The sequence below is a fragment of the Klebsiella sp. DY2415 genome (assembly GCF_026314315.1).
Taxonomy (GTDB): domain Bacteria; phylum Pseudomonadota; class Gammaproteobacteria; order Enterobacterales; family Enterobacteriaceae; genus Klebsiella; species Klebsiella ornithinolytica.
On sequence record NZ_CP111115.1, the window covers coordinates 1,354,128 to 1,372,821 of the forward strand.

12 protein-coding genes are annotated in these 18,694 nt (G+C 58.1%); all 12 read left to right on the forward strand.

Annotated features, from left to right (window positions below; translation table 11 throughout):
• Positions 1-555: 555 nt before the first annotated feature.
• Positions 556-5,505: an alpha-2-macroglobulin family protein gene (locus OQV00_RS06465; protein WP_266280035.1), complete on the forward strand. Its 4,950-nt coding sequence runs from the start codon at positions 556-558 to the stop codon at positions 5,503-5,505.
• Complete coding sequence (gene pbpC, locus OQV00_RS06470) at positions 5,506-7,830, forward strand: peptidoglycan glycosyltransferase PbpC (protein ID WP_004866351.1); 2,325 nt, start codon at positions 5,506-5,508, stop codon at positions 7,828-7,830.
• 161 nt (positions 7,831-7,991) lie between these two features.
• The gene (gene ndk / locus OQV00_RS06475; protein WP_004866348.1) at positions 7,992-8,423 is read left to right on the forward strand and encodes a nucleoside-diphosphate kinase; all 432 of its coding nucleotides are present in this window, start codon (positions 7,992-7,994) and stop codon (positions 8,421-8,423) included.
• Between the two features lie 333 nt (positions 8,424-8,756).
• Positions 8,757-9,923, forward strand: a complete 1,167-nt coding sequence (gene rlmN, locus OQV00_RS06480; protein WP_004866345.1) for a dual-specificity RNA methyltransferase RlmN — start codon at positions 8,757-8,759, stop codon at positions 9,921-9,923.
• A 272-nt stretch (positions 9,924-10,195) separates the two neighbouring features.
• Positions 10,196-11,164: a cytoskeleton protein RodZ gene (gene rodZ, locus OQV00_RS06485; protein ID WP_004866341.1), complete on the forward strand. Its 969-nt coding sequence runs from the start codon at positions 10,196-10,198 to the stop codon at positions 11,162-11,164.
• Positions 11,165-11,190: 26 nt separating this feature from the next.
• The gene (gene ispG / locus OQV00_RS06490; RefSeq protein ID WP_004866336.1) at positions 11,191-12,312 is read left to right on the forward strand and encodes a flavodoxin-dependent (E)-4-hydroxy-3-methylbut-2-enyl-diphosphate synthase; all 1,122 of its coding nucleotides are present in this window, start codon (positions 11,191-11,193) and stop codon (positions 12,310-12,312) included.
• Positions 12,313-12,403: 91 nt separating this feature from the next.
• On the forward strand, positions 12,404-13,678 hold the full coding sequence (hisS, locus tag OQV00_RS06495) for a histidine--tRNA ligase (protein WP_004866334.1): 1,275 nt from the start codon (positions 12,404-12,406) through the stop codon (positions 13,676-13,678).
• 34 nt (positions 13,679-13,712) lie between these two features.
• On the forward strand, positions 13,713-14,333 hold the full coding sequence (locus OQV00_RS06500; RefSeq protein WP_015583712.1) for a YfgM family protein: 621 nt from the start codon (positions 13,713-13,715) through the stop codon (positions 14,331-14,333).
• 10 nt (positions 14,334-14,343) lie between these two features.
• Positions 14,344-15,522, forward strand: a complete 1,179-nt coding sequence (gene bamB / locus OQV00_RS06505) for an outer membrane protein assembly factor BamB (protein WP_004866328.1) — start codon at positions 14,344-14,346, stop codon at positions 15,520-15,522.
• 192 nt (positions 15,523-15,714) lie between these two features.
• On the forward strand, positions 15,715-17,193 hold the full coding sequence (gene der, locus OQV00_RS06510; RefSeq protein ID WP_004866324.1) for a ribosome biogenesis GTPase Der: 1,479 nt from the start codon (positions 15,715-15,717) through the stop codon (positions 17,191-17,193).
• Between the two features lie 137 nt (positions 17,194-17,330).
• The gene (locus OQV00_RS06515) at positions 17,331-18,422 is read left to right on the forward strand and encodes a Gfo/Idh/MocA family oxidoreductase (protein ID WP_266280039.1); all 1,092 of its coding nucleotides are present in this window, start codon (positions 17,331-17,333) and stop codon (positions 18,420-18,422) included.
• Between the two features lie 49 nt (positions 18,423-18,471).
• Positions 18,472-18,690 (forward strand): zinc ribbon domain-containing protein, encoded by a 219-nt coding sequence (locus OQV00_RS06520; protein ID WP_086816030.1) that lies wholly within the window; start codon positions 18,472-18,474, stop codon positions 18,688-18,690.
• Positions 18,691-18,694 lie beyond the last annotated feature (4 nt).

An 18,694-nucleotide genomic window follows, 5' to 3' on the forward strand; every position in this document is an offset into this window, starting at 1 on the left:
AGCAGAGCGGGCGGTCAGAACGACTATCCGTTTTTTTAGCCAACGTGGGCATATTGAAAGATACCGGTAATCATGCGGTTGAACGGGCTTCGGCAATGAGGTCATTTCTCCGTCTGGAGATGAAAATTGACGACTGCCAGCAGTATCAGAGGGCATGAAATATGGCGGTATAGCGTTCAGATAAGAGAAAACTGGCGTATTGTCAATTTATAAAGCGGTAGTGCATTTAATTTCGGAATTAATCAAGGAGGGAAATTATACTCTCAGGCGGTAATTAAATTGCCACATTGTCCGTTTCTGCTTTTTTAAATGCGCGTGGTCACATATTTTATATTTGTCGTGCGGGGCGGCAATTTTTCGCCCTCCGCGGACTCAAATACACTGTCGTTATTATTCTCATCGGGTACCAGATAAAGCATATTGCCGAAAGCGTATTATCGGAACATCAGACCGCCTGTGCGATGCCGATAGCATAAGCAATTGGTAATTCCGCCGTTAGCGCATAATAATGTGTTCACTACAGGCATCTGGCTGTTCAGGCCAAGGGGTTAAAGGATGAAACCATTTCGTTTAGCGGCGCTGTCGCTGGCACTGTTGACGGCACTCTCTCTCAGCGGATGCGATGACAGCGGTAAACCGCAGGCCGTCGCGCCAGCCGGCTCTTCCGCTGGGCAAACGGGCACTGCAAAACCGGATAGCGCGCAGCTGGCGGCGCTGGCGGAAAAAAGCAAAGGTAAAGCGCTGACGCTGCTCGACGCCTCGGAAATCCAGCTGGACGGCGCGGCGGCGATGGTGCTCACCTTCTCTGTGCCGCTTAATCCCGATCAGGATTTCTCACGCAGCGTACATCTTGTCGATAAAAAAAGCGGCAAGGTGGATGGTGCCTGGGAACTCTCTCCTGACCTGAAAGCGCTGCGGCTACGTCATCTTGAGCCGAAACGCGAACTGATTGTCTCCGTTGACCCGACGCTGAGTGCGCTGAACGCGGCGACCTTTGATAACCATTTTGAAAAAACCATTACCACCCGCGATATTGCTCCGAGCGTCGGTTTTGCCAGCCGCGGCTCGCTGCTGCCGGGCAAAGTGGTTGCCGGGCTGCCGGTTATGGCGCTGAACGTCGATAACGTCGACGTCAACTTTTTCCGTATCAAGCCGGAGTCGCTGTCCGCTTTTGTCAGCCAGTGGGAATATCGTAACTCATTGAGTAACTGGGAGTCTGACGAGCTGTTGAAAATGGCCGATCTGGTCTATACCGGGCGTTTCGATCTCAATCCGGCGCGCAACACGCGGGAGAAACTGCTGCTGCCGCTGGCGGATATTAAGCCGTTGCAGCAGCCGGGCGTTTACGTAGCGGTGATGAATCCGGCGGGACGCTACAGCTATAGCAACGCTGCGACGCTGTTTACGTTGAGCGATATCGGCGTATCGGCGCACCGTTATCGTAACCGGCTGGATGTCTTTACCCAGAGTCTCGAAGACGGTGCGGCGCAATCGGGTATCGATGTGCAGCTGCTGAATGCGAAAGGGCAAACTCTCGCCCAGGCGAAAAGCGACGCCCAGGGGCACGTGACCCTGCAAACCGATGATAAAGAAGCGGCGCTGTTGCTGGCGCGAAAAGACGGGCAGACCACCCTGCTGGATCTCAAACTTCCCGCACTGGATCTGGCCGAGTTCTCGATTGCCGGCGCCCCGGGATTCAGCAAGCAGTTCTTTATGTTTGGTCCGCGCGATCTTTATCGCCCGGGAGAGACGGTCATCCTCAACGCGCTGCTCCGTGACGGCGACGGCAAACCGCTGGCCGAGCAGCCGGTGAAGTTCGACGTGGTTCAGCCGGACGGTCAGGTGATCCGCTCGCTGGTCAGCAAACCGGTCAATGGTCTGTATCAGTTTACCTGGCCGCTTGATAGCGGGGCGGCGACCGGTATGTGGCATATCCGCGCCAGCACCGGCGACAATCAGCCGCGCGAGTGGGATTTCCACGTCGAAGATTTTATGCCTGAGCGTATGGCGCTGAATCTGACGCCGCAAAATACCCCGCTGGCCATGGATGCCGATGTGCGCTTTAACGTTGCCGGCGCCTATCTGTATGGCGCCCCGGCCAGCGGCAATCAGCTCCAGGGAAAACTGTTCCTGCGTCCGCTGCGCGATGCGGTTGCGGCGCTGCCGGGCTTCCAGTTTGGTGATATTGCCGAAGAAAACCTCTCCCGCAGCCTGGATGAAGTCCAGACGACGCTGGATGAAAAAGGCCATGCCGACGTGACTACCGCCAGCCAGTGGCAGGATAGCCATTCGCCGCTGCAGGTGGTTTTACAGGCCAGCCTGCTGGAGTCGGGCGGCCGACCGGTTACCCGTACCGTACAGCAGCCGATCTGGCCGGCCGGTACGCTGCCGGGGATCCGCCCTGAATTTGCCCTCAAAGAGGTCTACGACTATCGCACCGACAGTACGGTGAAACAGCCGGTGGTAGAAGAAAACAGCACCGCGGCGTTTGAGATTGTCTACGCCGATGCCAAAGGCGAGAAAAAAGCGGTCTCCGGGCTACAGGTACGGCTGATTCGCGAGCGCCGCGACTACTACTGGAACTGGTCTGACGGCGAAGGCTGGCAGTCGCAGTTCGATCAAAAAGATCTGCAGGAAGGCGAACAGTCTCTGGATCTGCAGGCCGGGCAAACGGCGAAAGTGAGTTTCCCGGTGGAGTGGGGATCCTACCGCCTGGAAGTGAAGGGGCCTGATGACGTGATCAGCAGCGTGCGCTTCTGGGCGGGCTACAGCTGGCAGGATAACAGCGATGGCACAGGAGCCGCGCGTCCGGATCGGGTCACCATGAAGCTGGACAAAGCGGCCTATAAACCGGGGGACACTATCAAACTGCATATCGCCGCGCCTGCGGCGGGAAAAGGTTATGCGATGGTTGAATCCAGCGAAGGGCCGCTGTGGTGGCAGGAAATTGACGTCCCGGCGGAGGGTATGGCGCTGTCGATTCCGGTCGATAAAACCTGGAACCGTCACGATCTCTACCTCAGCACCCTGGTGATTCGCCCCGGGGATAAATCCCGCTCGGCGACGCCAAAACGGGCGGTGGGTCTGCTGCACCTGCCGCTGGGCGATGAAAACCGCCGCCTGACGCTTGCGCTGGATGCACCAGAAAAAATACGCCCGAATCAGCCGCTGACGGTGAAAATCAAAGCCAGCGTGGCGCAGGGGGAGGTGCCAAAACAGGTCAATGTGCTGCTCTCCGCCGTGGACAGCGGCGTGCTGAATATCACCGATTACGCCACTCCGGATCCGTGGAAGGCTTTCTTTGGTCAGAAGCGTTACGGCGCGGATATTTATGATATCTACGGTCAGGTGATTGAAGGGCAGGGGCGTCTCGCCAGCCTGCGCTTCGGCGGTGACGGCGATGAACTCAAACGCGGCGGTAAACCGCCGGTTAACCACGTCACGATTATTGCCCAGCAGGCGCAGCCGGTGATCCTGGACGAGCGTGGCGAAGGCGCGGTGACGCTGCCGATTGGCGATTTCAACGGCGAGCTGCGGGTGATGGCGCAGGCGTGGACCGCCGATGATTTTGGCAGCAGCGACGAGAAAGTGGTGGTGGCCGCGCCGCTGATTGCCGAGCTGAATACGCCGCGCTTCCTCGCCAATGGCGACGCAACCCGGCTGGCGCTGGATCTGCGTAACCTCACCGACAGGCCGCAAACGCTGAACGTCGCGCTGAGCGCCAGCGGTTTGCTGCAGCTCGATGGCGCGGCCATTCCTCCGCTACAGCTGGCGCCCGGCGCGCGCAGTACGCTGTTTGTCCCGGTGAGCGCCCGCGATGGTTTTGGCGATGGTCAGGTGAATGCCACGATTACCGGCGTGGCTCTGCCGGGTGAGACCTTCCCTCCGATGCAGAAACAGTGGAAAATTGGCGTACGTCCGGCCTTCCCGGCGCAAACCGTGAATAGTGGCGTGGTGCTGCAACCGGGGGAACGCTGGCAGGCGCCAGTCGGGCAAACCCAGGGGTTCTCACCGGCGACGCTGCAGGGACAGCTGGTGTTCAGCGGTAAGCCGCCGTTGAATCTCGCCCGCTATATTCGCGACCTGAAAGCCTATCCCTATGGCTGCCTGGAACAGACCGCCAGCGGTCTGTTCCCGTCGCTTTACACCAACGCCGCGCAGCTCAAAGCATTGGGCATCGCCGGCGACAGTGATGAAAAGCGCCGTGCGGCGGTAGAGATCGGTATTTCCCGACTGCTGCATATGCAGCGTGACGATGGCGGATTTGCGCTGTGGGACAAAGAGGGGCCGGAAGAGTACTGGCTGACCGCCTATGCCATGGATTTCCTTGTGAGAGCAGGCGAGCAGGGCTATAGCGTACCGACTCAGGCGATGAATAACGGTAACCAGCGTCTGCTGCGCTATCTGCAGGAGCCGGGACTGATAACCGTTCGCTACAGCGATGACGCGGCGGCCAGCCGTTTCGCCGCTCAGGCCTATGCCGCCCTGGTGCTGGCCCGTCAGCAAAAAGCCCCCCTTGGTGCCCTCCGCGAAATCTGGAGTCGTCATGAGCAGGCGCGTTCTGGCCTGCCTCTGCTGCAGCTGGGGATCGCCCTTAAAGCGATGGGCGATGCGCCGCGCGCTGAGCAGGCGTTGACGCTGGCGATGAGTACGCCGCGTCAGGATACGGACCGCTGGCTGGGCGATTATGGCAGCGCCCTGCGCGATGATGCGCTGAAGCTGGCCCTGCTGGAGGAGAATCAACTGCTGCCGGATGCGCAGAACACCTTACTGAGCACCCTTGCGGAAGAGGCCTACGGTCAGCGCTGGCTTTCAACCCAGGAGACCAATGCGCTGTTCCTGGCCGGCCGGACATTACAGGGCTTACCCGGCAGCTGGCAGGCGCAAACCTCATTGCAGGCGCAGCCGCTGGCGGCGGATAAAGCGCAGACCCGCAACCTGAGCGCTGAACAGCTGGCGACCCTGCAGGTCAGCAACACCGGCGATCGTCCGCTCTGGTTGCGCCTTGATAGCAGCGGATACCCGCTCGCTGCGCCGCAGGCCACGGGGAACGTACTGGGCATTGAGCGTCAAATCTTTGATACCCGCGGTCAGCAGAAGTCGCTGACCTCGCTGCGTAGCGGCGAGCTGGTGCTGGTGAAGCTGGAGGTAACCGCCAAACGCAATGTTCCGGATGCGCTGGTGGTGGACCTGCTGCCGGCGGGACTGGAGCTGGAAAACCAGAACCTGGCGAACAGCAGCGCCAGCCTGCAGGAGAACGGCGACGCGGTGCAGAACCTGCTTAACCAGATGCAGCAGGCGGATATTCAGCACATCGAGTTTCGTGACGATCGCTTTGTCGCCGCCGTGGCAATTAACGAAGGGCAGCCGGTGACGCTGGTGTATCTGGCGCGCGCGGTCACGCCGGGAACATATCAGGTTCCGCAGCCGCAGGTAGAGTCGATGTATATTCCGCAGTGGCGGGCGACCGGCGCGGCCAGCGGCCCGCTGACTGTTACCCCGTAAATGCGGCGGCTGCGACAGATAAAACGCCGCTGGCGCTGGCTGGCGGCGTTGATCATTATGCTATGGCTGGCGGTGCTGGCGGCCGATCGTCTGTGGCCGTTGCCGCTGCATGAGGTGGCGCCGGCTCGGGTGGTGGTAGCGGAAGATGGCACGCCGCTGTGGCGCTTTGCGGATAAGCAGGGAGTCTGGCGCTATCCGGTCGCTCTCGATGATGTGTCGCCGCGCTATCTGCAGGCGCTGATCCAGTATGAAGATCGCTGGTTCTGGCGGCATCCGGGGGTGAACCCGTTTGCGGTTATTCGCGCGGCCTGGCAAGACCTGACCGCCGGGCGAGTCGTCTCCGGTGGCAGCACGTTGACTATGCAGGTCGCGAGGCTGCTCGATCCCCATCCCCGAACCTTCGGCGGCAAGCTGCGCCAGCTCTGGCGCGCGCTGCAGCTGGAGTGGCATTTATCAAAAAGCGAGATCCTGACGCTGTATCTTAACCGCGCCCCCTTTGGCGGGACGCTGCAGGGAATTGGCGCTGCCAGCTGGGCCTATCTCGGTAAACCCCCCGCGCAGCTCAGCTATGGTGAAGCGGCCCTGCTGGCCGTGCTGCCGCAGGCGCCGAGCCGCCTACGTCCGGACCGCTGGCCGCAGCGGGCTCAGGCCGCGCGGGATAAAGTACTGACGCGGATGCGCAGTCAGGGGGTCTGGCCCGATAAGGCGGTACAGGAGGCGATTGAAGAACCGGTATGGCTGTTTCCACGACAGATGCCGCAGCTGGCGCCGCTTTTTTCCCGGCGGGCACTGGCGAGCGGCCGCCGGGAGAAAGTGGTGACGACGCTGGATGCCGGGCTCCAGCGTCAGCTGGAAGATCTGGCGCTCAACTGGAAATCGCGCCTGCCGCCGCGTAGCTCGCTGGCGATGGTGGTGGTCGACCATACCAGTATGAAAGTGCGGGGCTGGGTCGGGTCGGCAGATATTTCCGACGATAGTCGCTTCGGGCATATCGATATGGTCTCGGCGATTCGTTCGCCGGGTTCAGTCTTAAAACCGTTTGTCTACGGTATGGCGTTGGATGACGGGCTTATTCATCCGGCATCTTTATTACAGGATGTGCCGCGCCGCTTTAGTGATTACCGGCCCGGAAATTTTGATAGCGGTTTCCATGGGCCGGTCAGCGCCAGCGAAGCGCTGGTGCGCTCGCTGAATCTTCCGGCGGTTCAGGTGCTTGAAGCCTATGGGCCGAAGCGCTTCGCCGCCAACTTACGCAATGCCGGTTTGCCGCTGATATTACCGGCCGGCGCGGAACCCAACCTGTCGCTGATCCTCGGCGGGACGGGAGCAAAACTGGAAGATATTGTGGCCGGATATAGCGCCTTCGCCCGCCATGGCAAGGTCGCGCGATTGCGGATGACGCCGGATGACCCGCTGGTGGAAAGACCGCTGTTGTCGCCGGGGGCGGCCTGGATAGTCCGGCGAATTTTGGCTGGCGAGGCCCAGCCGGTGCCGGACGCTTCGTTGGTGCAGGTGGTTCCGCTGGCGTGGAAAACCGGGACCAGCTACGGCTACCGCGATGCCTGGGCCATTGGCGTCAATGCCCGCTACCTGATCGGTATCTGGACCGGACGGCCGGACGGCACCCCGGTGGTGGGGCAGTTTGGTTTTGCCAGCGCGGTGCCTCTGCTGAACCAGGTCAATAATATGCTGCTGGCGCGACCGGCCATGGGACGCGGCGGTCTGCCCACCGATCCGCGTCCGCAGACGGTCAGCGCGGCAACGATCTGCTGGCCCGGCGGGCAGAGCCTGGCATCAGGCGATAGCAACTGTCGACGTCGACTGGCGACATGGCTGCTGGAAGACAGCCAGCCGCCGACGCTGCTGTTGCCGGGCCAGGAAGAGGGGCGCGGTATTCGCTTCCCCATCTGGTTAGATGAGCAGGGACGGCGGGTGGCGGCGGATTGCCCCGGCGCGGTGCGGAAAGTCGTCGATGTCTGGCCGCTGCCGCTGGAGTCCTGGCTGCCCCCTGCGGAGCGGCGGGCAGCCCGCCTGGGCGCGGTTTCACCGGACTGCCCGCCGCCGCAGGCGACGGATGTGGCGCCGCTGGTGCTGTCAGGCGTGCGCGAGGGGGCGGTGATTAAACGTTTACCGGGAACGGCGCGGGTCATGCTGGCGTTGCAGACAACCGGTGGCGAAGGGCGGCGCTGGTGGTTTCTTAATGGCGAATCCCAGACTGCCGCTGGCGCCAGCGTCACGCTGCCGCTGGAGCGACCCGACCGTTATCAACTGGTCGTCATGGACGAGAGTGGCCAGGTGGCGACGGCGAATTTTACCCTGCAATAGCGGCAGATGCCCAATTCCCCTGTTTTATGTGTTGCTAAAACTCGTCTTATTTTAACAAAATGTTACCTTCATCCATAGGCAGCGCCGGTGTTGCTCATTATAATGCGCGCCAGGCCATACGATCGTATGCGCAACAACAGAACATTTTATTAGAGGTAATCATGGCTATTGAACGTACTTTTTCCATCATCAAACCAAACGCGGTGGCAAAAAACGTTATTGGCAGCATCTTTTCTCGCTTTGAAGCTGCAGGGTTCAAAATCGTCGGCACCAAAATGCTGCACCTGACCGTTGAACAGGCTCGCGGTTTCTACGCTGAGCACGAAGGTCGCCCGTTCTTTGACGGTCTGGTTGAGTTCATGACTTCCGGCCCGATCGTGGTCTCCGTTCTGGAAGGCGAAAACGCCGTTCAGCGTCACCGTGACCTGCTGGGCGCAACCAACCCGGACAACGCCCTGGCAGGCACCCTGCGCGCAGACTACGCCGACAGCTTCACCGAGAACGGCACCCACGGTTCCGACTCCGTTGAATCTGCCGCTCGCGAAATTGCGTTCTTCTTCGCCGAAGGCGAGGTTTGCCCGCGCACTCGCTAATCTCCTGCGTCTTTCAGGCCACTGCTTTGTTGGCTTCATTCGCGCACCCGGGTCACATAGTTATCTCTGTTCCCGGGGATTTGCGAACGTGCCGTCTCGCCGTGAGCTGAAATACTTTGGCGATCCTGGTCCTCGTCTTTTCGCCAATCGAAAAGCCATAGAGGATGAAGTACGCAGCAACAGATTTTTTCATCATTGCCGCGTGCAAACGTGGTATTGATGCAGCAGAATTTGTACAATGCAGCGCCCCTGGACGAGCACTCGTTCATAGGGGCGTTTCTTTTTTCAACCCTCCTGGGGCCATAACGTGTAACAACGAGGCCGGAATAGATTATGTCTGAACATATTGTCACACCTGATACCGCCGCTCTGACGGTGCCGAACAAAGATGCCAAAATCAACCTGCTGGACCTGAACCGTCAGCAGATGCGCGAGTTTTTCAAAAACATGGGTGAAAAACCCTTCCGCGCCGATCAGGTGATGAAATGGATGTATCACTACTGCAGCGACAACTTTGATGATATGACCGATATCAACAAGGTGCTGCGCAACAAGCTGAAGGAAGTCGCGGAGATTCGCGCGCCGGAAGTCGTTGAGGAGCAGCGCTCCAGCGACGGTACCATTAAATGGGCGATTGCCGTCGGCGATCAGCGCGTGGAAACGGTCTATATTCCGGAAGACGATCGTGCGACGCTGTGCGTTTCGTCGCAGGTTGGGTGCGCTTTAGAGTGTAAATTCTGCTCGACCGCGCAGCAGGGTTTTAACCGCAATCTGCGAGTTTCAGAAATTATCGGCCAGGTATGGCGCGCGGCGAAAATCGTCGGTGCGGCCAAAATTACCGGCCAACGCCCGATCACCAACGTGGTGATGATGGGGATGGGCGAGCCGCTGCTGAACCTGACTAACGTCGTTCCGGCGATGGAAATCATGCTGGACGATTTCGGTTTTGGCCTGTCGAAACGTCGCGTGACGCTTTCTACTTCTGGCGTGGTCCCGGCGCTGGATAAGCTCGGCGATATGATCGACGTGGCGCTGGCGATCTCCCTGCACGCCCCCAACGATACGATTCGTGATGAGATCGTGCCGATCAACAAGAAATATAATATTGAGACCTTCCTGAACTCGGTTCGCGGCTATATTTCGAAATCCAACGCTAACCAGGGTCGCGTCACCATTGAGTACGTCATGCTGGATCACGTCAACGATGGTACCGAGCATGCCCATGAACTGGCGGCGCTGTTGAAAGATACGCCGTGCAAGATCAACCTGATTCCCTGGAACCCGTTCCCGGGGGCGCCGTACGGCCGTAGTTCAAACAGCCGTATCGACCGTTTCTCCAAGGTGCTGATGGAATATGGCTTTACCACTATCGTGCGTAAAACGCGCGGCGATGACATTGACGCCGCCTGTGGACAGCTGGCCGGCGATGTTATCGACCGGACCAAGCGTACGCTGCGTAAACGCATGCAGGGCGAAGCCATCGATGTGAAGACGGTCTGATAAATGACGCAGCGCACGGCATGAAGCATGCGCTGCGGATTTATGCCTAATCGCCAGGCGAAATACGCTGATTCGGGCAATAATTACGGTGCGTTTTTGTCGACTTTGAGGCAGTATGTAGCGGCACTACAACCGCTTAGCATTCAATATTGATAAGTATCTGTGATAGTGGGTCATACGGACTTATACTCTTCGTGTGACGTTTAGCAGATGTTTCGCGGCGCGGGGTTAACCGGCGCTGAACTTTAAATTCACGTACCAGTAGTTGTCGAATGAACACTGAAGCCACTCAAGACCATCAAGAAGCAAATACGACGGGCACGCGTCTACGTCATGCCCGTGAACAACTCGGACTCAGCCAGCAAGCGGTGGCGGAGCGCTTATGCCTGAAAGTTTCCACGGTTCGTGATATTGAAGACGACAAGGCGCCGGCCGACCTGGCCTCTACGTTCCTGCGCGGCTACATCCGCTCCTATGCGCGCCTTGTGCACATTCCGGAAGATGAACTGCTGCCAATGATGGCAAAACAGGCCCCGATTCGTGCCGCGAAAGTTGCGCCGATGCAGAGCTTCTCCCTGGGAAAACGCCGTAAAAAGCGTGACGGCTGGCTGATGAGCTTCACCTGGCTGGTGCTGTTTGTGGTCATTGGCCTCAGCGGCGCCTGGTGGTGGCAAGACCATAAGGCCCAGCAGGAAGAAATTACCTCAATGGCCGACCAGTCAACCGCTGAACTGAATGCGGGCGACAGCAGCCAGAGTATTCCGCTGGATACCGGTGCCGGCAGCACGGCAGCGGACAGCACTGCCAACAGCGCGCCGGTTGATACCACCCCTGCGCCGACGGCCTCTACCCAGGCGCCGGTTGATAATAACGCCGTTGTGGCGCCGTCTCAGGCCAATGTGGATAGCGCACCGGCTGCCGCGGCGCCGACCTCTCCACTGCCAACCGCCCCGGCTAATGCCGCCGCTACCGCCGCTGCGGCCCAGGATTTGGTCCTGAACTTCTCTGCCGACTGCTGGCTGGAAGTGAGCGATGCAACCGGTAAAAAACTGTTCAGCGGTTTGCAACGTAAGGGCGGTAATCTGAACCTGAGCGGTCAGGCGCCTTATAAGCTGAAAATTGGCGCGCCGGCAGCGGTACAGATTCAGTATCTGGGTAAACCCGTCGATTTGAGTCGTTTTATCAGAACTAACCAGGTTGCGCGTCTGACCCTTAATGCCGAAACATCACCGGCGCAGTAACAGACGGGTAACGCGGGAGATTTTTCATGCATAACCAGGCTCCGATTCAACGTAGAAAATCAAAACGTATTTACGTTGGGAATGTGCCGATTGGCGATGGTGCTCCCATCGCCGTACAGTCGATGACCAATACTCGCACCACCGATGTGGCTGCGACGGTAAACCAAATCAAAGCCTTAGAGCGCGTTGGCGCGGATATCGTCCGCGTCTCCGTACCGACGATGGATGCAGCGGAAGCGTTCAGGCTCATCAAGCAGCAGGTCAACGTCCCGCTGGTCGCCGATATCCACTTTGACTACCGTATTGCCCTGAAAGTGGCGGAGTACGGTGTGGACTGCCTGCGTATCAACCCGGGCAACATCGGAAACGAAGAACGTATCCGCATGGTGGTTGATTGCGCCCGCGATAAAAATATTCCTATCCGTATCGGCGTCAACGCCGGTTCTCTGGAAAAAGATCTGCAGGAAAAGTACGGCGAACCAACGCCGCAGGCGCTGCTGGAATCAGCCATGCGTCATGTCGATCATCTCGATCGTCTCAACTTCGATCGCTTTAAGGTCAGCGTGAAGGCTTCCGATGTCTTCCTGGCGGTGGAATCTTATCGTCTGCTGGCGAAGCAGATCGATCAGCCGCTGCACCTTGGGATCACTGAAGCCGGCGGCGCCCGCAGCGGCGCGGTGAAGTCGGCGATCGGCCTGGGGCTGCTGCTGTCTGAAGGGATCGGCGATACCCTGCGCGTTTCCCTGGCGGCGGATCCGGTTGAAGAGATCAAGGTCGGTTTCGACATTCTGAAATCCCTGCGCATCCGCGCCCGCGGGATCAACTTCATCGCTTGCCCGACCTGTTCGCGTCAGGAGTTCGACGTTATCGGCACCGTTAACGCGCTGGAGCAACGTCTGGAAGACATTATTACGCCGATGGATATTTCGATTATCGGTTGCGTGGTGAACGGTCCGGGCGAAGCGCTGGTTTCAACGCTTGGCGTGACCGGCGGCAATAAAAAAAGCGGCCTCTATGAAGATGGCGTGCGTAAAGACAGGCTGGACAACGACGATATGATCGATCAGCTGGAAGCACGGATTCGTGCTAAAGCCTCGATGCTTGATGAAGCGCGTCGCATCAATGTTCAGCAGGTTGAAGAGAAATAATCCGGGGCGGTGTATCACTTCCCGTGTATGATTGAACCCGCAGACGCGCGGCGTCGGGGTTCATTTTTGTATATAAATAAAGAGAATAAACGTGGCAAAGAACATTCAAGCCATCCGTGGCATGAACGATTATCTGCCGGGCGAGACCGCTCTCTGGCAGCGCATTGAAGGCTCACTGAAACAGGTGCTCGGCAGCTACGGTTACAGCGAAATCCGTTTGCCGATTGTAGAGCAGACCCCGTTATTCAAACGCGCGATCGGCGAAGTGACCGACGTGGTTGAAAAAGAGATGTACACCTTTGAGGACCGCAATGGCGATAGCCTGACGCTGCGTCCGGAAGGGACGGCGGGCTGCGTACGTGCCGGCATCGAACATGGTCTCCTGTACAATCAAGAACAGCGTCTGTGGTACGTCGGGCCGATGTTCCGCCACGAACGTCCGCAGAAAGGGCGCTATCGCCAGTTCCACCAGATGGGCGTTGAAGTCTTTGGCCTGCAGGGTCCGGATATCGATGCTGAGCTGATCATGCTGACCGCTCGCTGGTGGCGTGAGCTGGGCATCGCTGACCACGTTGCGCTGGAGCTGAACTCCATCGGTTCGCTGGAAGCGCGTGCAACCTATCGCGATGCGCTGGTCGCCTATCTTGAGCAGTTTAAAGATAAGCTCGACGAAGACTGCAAACGCCGCATGTATACCAACCCGCTGCGCGTCCTCGATTCCAAAAATCCGGAAGTACAGGCGCTGCTCAACGATGCGCCTGCGCTGGGCGACTACCTGGACGAAGACTCCAGAGCGCATTTCGCGGGCCTGTGTGCCCTGCTGGACGATGCTGGGATTCGCTATACCGTCAATCAGCGCCTGGTGCGCGGCCTGGATTATTATAACCGTACCGTGTTTGAGTGGGTCACCACCAGCCTCGGTTCCCAGGGAACGGTCTGTGCCGGCGGTCGTTATGATGGTCTGGTAGAGCAGCTGGGCGGGCGCGCAACGCCGGCCGTAGGCTTCGCTATGGGGCTGGAACGTCTTGTTTTACTGGTTCAGGCAGTAAATCCGGAATTTAAAGCCGATCCTGTTGTCGATATATACCTGGTGGCTTCCGGAACCGATACCCAGTCTGCAGCGATGCGTCTGGCTGAGCGGGTTCGCGATGAGCTGCCCGGCGCTAAGCTGATGACCAACCACGGCGGCGGCAACTTTAAGAAACAGTTTGCCCGCGCGGATAAATGGGGCGCTCGCGTTGCTCTGGTGGTCGGTGAATCAGAAATTGCTGACGGAAACGTGGTAGTGAAGGATTTACGCTCAGGTGAGCAAACTACCGTAACGCAGGATAGCGTTGCTGCGCATTTGCGCGCACTTCTGGGTTAATCTCCCGGGAATCATTAGTCAGGAGAAGGACTGCGTGGAAACGTATAACAACGAAAACGATCAGGTCGATGCGCTCAAGCGTTTCTTTGCCGAAAATGGCAAGGCGCTGGCCGTTGGTGTGATTTTAGGGATTGGCGCGTTGGTTGGCTGGCGCTACTGGAGTTCTCATCAGCAGGATACGGCGAGAGAATCCTCTTTAGCCTATGAAAACGCCATTTCCGCGCTCAAATCAGACAAGCCGGAAGCGATCGGTTCGGCGGAAAAGTTTGCTGCCGATAGCAAAAACAGCTATGGCGCGTTTGCTTCTCTGGAGCTGGCCCAGCGTTTTGTCGATAAGAACGATCTGCAAAATGCCGAAAAGCAGCTTCAGCAGGGCCTGGCCGCCGCGCCGGATGATAACCTGAAGTCGGTTATCAATATGCGTCTTGCGCGTGTGCAGCTGCAGCTGAAGAAACCTGATGAAGCGCTGAAAACCCTTGATGGTATTAAAGGTGAAGGCTGGGTCGCTATTGTTGCCGATCTCCGTGGTGAGATTCTGCTTAACAAAGGCGATAAGCAAGGCGCTCGCGCGGCCTGGGAAGCTGGCGTGAAAAGCGATGCTTCACCTGCGCTCAGCGAAATGATGCGTATGAAAATAAATAATCTGTCCATCTGAGAGGGACTCGATGCAATTGCGTAAATTACTTTTGCCAGGGCTGCTTTCCGTTACCTTATTAAGCGGTTGTTCGTTGTTTAACAGCGAAGAAGATGTGGTGAAAATGTCACCGCTGCCGACGGTGGAAAATCAGTTTACGCCGTCCACGTCCTGGAGCACCTCTGTTGGCGATGGTATCGGCGATTTCTATTCTAACCTGCACCCGGCTTTTGCCGACGGCGTAGTCTATGCGGCCGATCGTAAGGGCACCGTCAAAGCGCTGAACGCTGACGACGGGAAAGAGGTGTGGTCGGTGAACCTGGCTGAAAAAGACGGCTGGTTCTCTCGCACGCCTGCGCTGCTCTCTGGCGGTATCACCGTTTCCGGTGGTCATGTCTATATCGGCAGCGAAAAAGCGCAGCTGTTCGCCCTGAATACCAGCGATGGTACGGTGGCGTGGCAGGCTCGCGTTGCGGGTGAAGCGATTTCTCGCCCGGTCGTCAGCGACGGCATGGTTCTGGTTCACACCAGTAACGGTCAGCTGCAGGCGCTGAATGAAGCGGATGGGGCGGTGAAGTGGACCGTTAACCTGGATATGCCGGCGCTCTCTCTGCGCGGTGAATCTGCTCCGGCGACCGCCTATGGCGCAGCCATCGTTGGCGGCGATAACGGTCGCGTTAGCGCCGTGCTGATGCAGCAAGGGCAGATTATCTGGCAGCAGCGTATCTCCCAGGCGACCGGACCGACGGAAATCGATCGTCTGAATGACGTCGATACGACCCCGGTTATCGTCAACGGTGTGGTATACACGCTGGCGTATAATGGCAACCTGACCGCGCTGGATCTGCGCAGCGGCCAGATCATGTGGAAGCGTGAGCTGGGTTCCGTGAACGACTTTATCGTTGACGGCAACCGTATCTACCTGGTCGATCAGAATGACCGCATCCTGGCGCTCTCCACCGAAGGTGGCGTGACGCTGTGGACGCAAAGCGATCTATTGCATCGCCTGCTGACCGCGCCGGTGTTGTATAATGGCAACCTGGTGGTCGGTGATAGCGAAGGCTATATGCACTGGGTGAACCCGGAAGATGGTCACTTTGTGGCTCAGCAGAAAGTGGATAGCTCCGGCTTCCGTACCGACGCGGTGGTAGCCGATGGTCGACTGCTGATCCAGGCAACCGACGGCACGCTGTATTCTATTACGCGTTAGTCGTGGCGGCTTACCCCGCGGCTCTTGAGTTTCTTCGCGGCGGCCGGCAACGCAGCCGGCGGCGACGTTCACTGAGAGACAACGGGTATAGTGCGAATTGAGAAACGGCTCCTGGCAGACAGGGGCCGTTTTGACTTTTTTAAAAACGTCGTTAAATCGATGTTGCATAGCAATTTGTAAGAGGCATTTAACATGATACCTGTGGTCGCGCTTGTCGGGCGCCCTAATGTTGGAAAATCCACGCTTTTCAACCGTTTGACGCGCACTCGTGATGCGTTGGTCGCGGATTTCCCGGGGCTGACTCGTGACCGTAAGTACGGTCGTGCTGAAGTTGAAGGTCGTGAATTTATCTGTATCGATACCGGCGGTATCGATGGCACAGAAGATGGCGTTGAAACCCGTATGGCTGAACAGTCGCTGTTGGCGATTGAAGAGGCGGACGTCGTGCTGTTTATGGTCGATGCGCGTGCGGGCCTGATGCCTGCTGATACCGCGATCGCCAAACATCTTCGCTCGCGTGAAAAGCCGACTTTCCTGGTGGCGAACAAAACCGACGGCATTGATGCCGATCAGGCCATTGCCGACTTCTGGTCGCTGGGTCTCGGGGATATCCATCCGATCGCTGCGTCTCACGGTCGCGGCGTGACCAGCCTGCTGGAGCACGTCCTGTTGCCGTGGGCCGAAGAGATCGACCCGTCGGAAGAGGTCGATGAAGATGCGGCGTACTGGGCGCAGTTTGAAGCGGAACAGAACGGTGAAGAAGCGGAAGAGCCGGAAGACGACTTCAACCCGCAAGATCTGCCGATTAAGCTGGCGATTGTGGGTCGTCCGAACGTGGGTAAATCCACGCTGACCAACCGTATCCTGGGCGAAGACCGCGTGGTGGTCTACGACATGCCGGGAACCACGCGCGACAGTATCTACATTCCGATGCAGCGCGATGAACGTGAATACGTGCTCATCGACACCGCGGGCGTGCGTAAGCGCGGTAAAATTACCGACGTGGTCGAAAAATTCTCGGTCATCAAAACGCTGCAGGCCATTGAAGATGCCAACGTGGTGATGCTGGTTATCGATGCGCGTGAAGGGATTTCCGACCAGGATCTTTCTCTGCTCGGTTTTATCCTCAACAGCGGCCGTTCGCTGGTGATTGTGGTCAACAAGTGGGATGGCCTGAGCCAGGAAGTGAGAGAGCAGGTTAAAGAGACGCTGGACTTCCGTCTGGGCTTCATTGACTTTGCACGTATCCACTTTATCTCCGCACTGCACGGCAGCGGCGTAGGTAACCTGTTCGAATCCGTACGCGAAGCGTATGACAGCGCGACCCGTCGCGTCGGGACGGCGATGCTGACCCGTATCATGACCATGGCGGCAGAAGATCATCAGCCGCCGCTGGTGCGTGGTCGTCGCGTGAAACTGAAATATGCCCATGCCGGCGGTTATAACCCGCCGATTGTGGTCATCCACGGTAATCAGGTAAAAGATCTGCCGGACTCCTATAAGCGTTACCTGATGAACTACTTCCGCAAGTCGCTGGACGTAATGGGTACGCCAATTCGTATCCAGTTCAAAGAAGGGGAAAACCCGTTTGCCAACAAACGCAATACCCTGACGCCGAACCAGATGCGTAAGCGTAAACGCTTGATTAAACACATCAAGAAAAGCAAGTAATCCAGTAATAGAGAAACCCGCCGCTGGCGGGTTTTTTTTATCTCGTAACAACTCGCGACATTGGTGAATCCACGTTCGCCGCCCGTTCGATGTGTATAATACCCATATTATTTCCACCGACTTACTGGCAGGTCACTATGCAGACTGGATTTGTTGGGCTGGGCGCGGTAGTCGAAACCGCTTATCTTCCCGCGCTGAGGCATTTGGGGATCCCCATGAACGAATGCTGGGGTTTCGATGCGAATCCTGGCAGAAGATTACCGGGAATAACCCGCTGTGCGTCACTAGCGGCAGTGCTCGGAAAGCCGTTAGATCTGCTATTTATCACCACCGCGTCGTTGCAGCATCTTCCGGTGCTGGAGGCGGCGCTGGCATCAGCCTGTCCGCGCATTGTGGTGGAAAAACCGGTTGTTGCGACTCTTGAACAAATGACCCGTCTGCGTGAGCTGCTCAACCAGCCGCAGCATGCGCGGCGGGTACTGGCGCTCGATCACTGGATGGCGCGGGACGGTGCGCTGAAGCTGGCATTGGGTGAGCTGGACGAGCGCTGGCAGGGGGAAGATGCGGCGCAGCCCCGTCGGCCTCTGCTGTCATCAATCCAGGATATCGCCCGTATTGACGGATTTTTGCAGGAGCCCAGCGGATTTAACGACCAGGGCGAGCCCGTGGCGCTCAATTTTGCTACCGGTGAGCCGGATACGCGCCAGCTGCGTCATCCTGACGGCGTGATTCTTGATATTGGTACGCATGTGCTGGCGATGCTGCGCGAAACAATCCGCTACTGTGGTGGGACGGATGAGATGCACCTTGAAGTCCGGCAGGTCAGCGATCGCCTGGGCCATGCCATTGCCCGGGGAGATACGCAAACCGCGGAAGGCAAGACCCATCTGCAGGGGCAACTCAGCGGCATCCCGCTCAATATCTGGCTGAACAAATATGCCGGACCGGCGGGAGGACAAAAAGGGCTGCGCATCTGGCTACGCGATGGGCGCATTATCAATCAGGACCGGCGCGATAATTGCGAAGTGGTGGAGCTGATTGCTGGCGATCGTATTGAGCGCTGGCGGCGTCCGGGCGCTATCTATGAGCATTGCCTGGGCGAGCATATTCTGGGAACAGAGAGCCTGTTTGTTCGCGCTCCTGAGGAAGTATCCCGGTTAACGCAGCGACGGATCAACGAAGTGGCGCTCTTGCTTGAGCTACAGCAGCAATTGCGTGGGCCACACTGAACCACCGCCGTGGTAAACTGGGCGGACGAACATTCGGTAAGGAATCATCATGGAACTTGCATGCCCCATCTGTCGCGCGCCGTTGGCAGTAGAGGATCAGAATGCACGCTGTCAGCACTGTGCGAAAGAGTTTGCCCTGCAAGCCCGCTGCCCGGATTGCCACAAACCGCTGGAGGTTTTAAAAGCGTGTGGCGCAGTGGATTATTTTTGCCAGAACGGACACGGGCTGATTTCGAAAAAACGCGTGGAGTGGGCGGCGGTAGAATAACCGT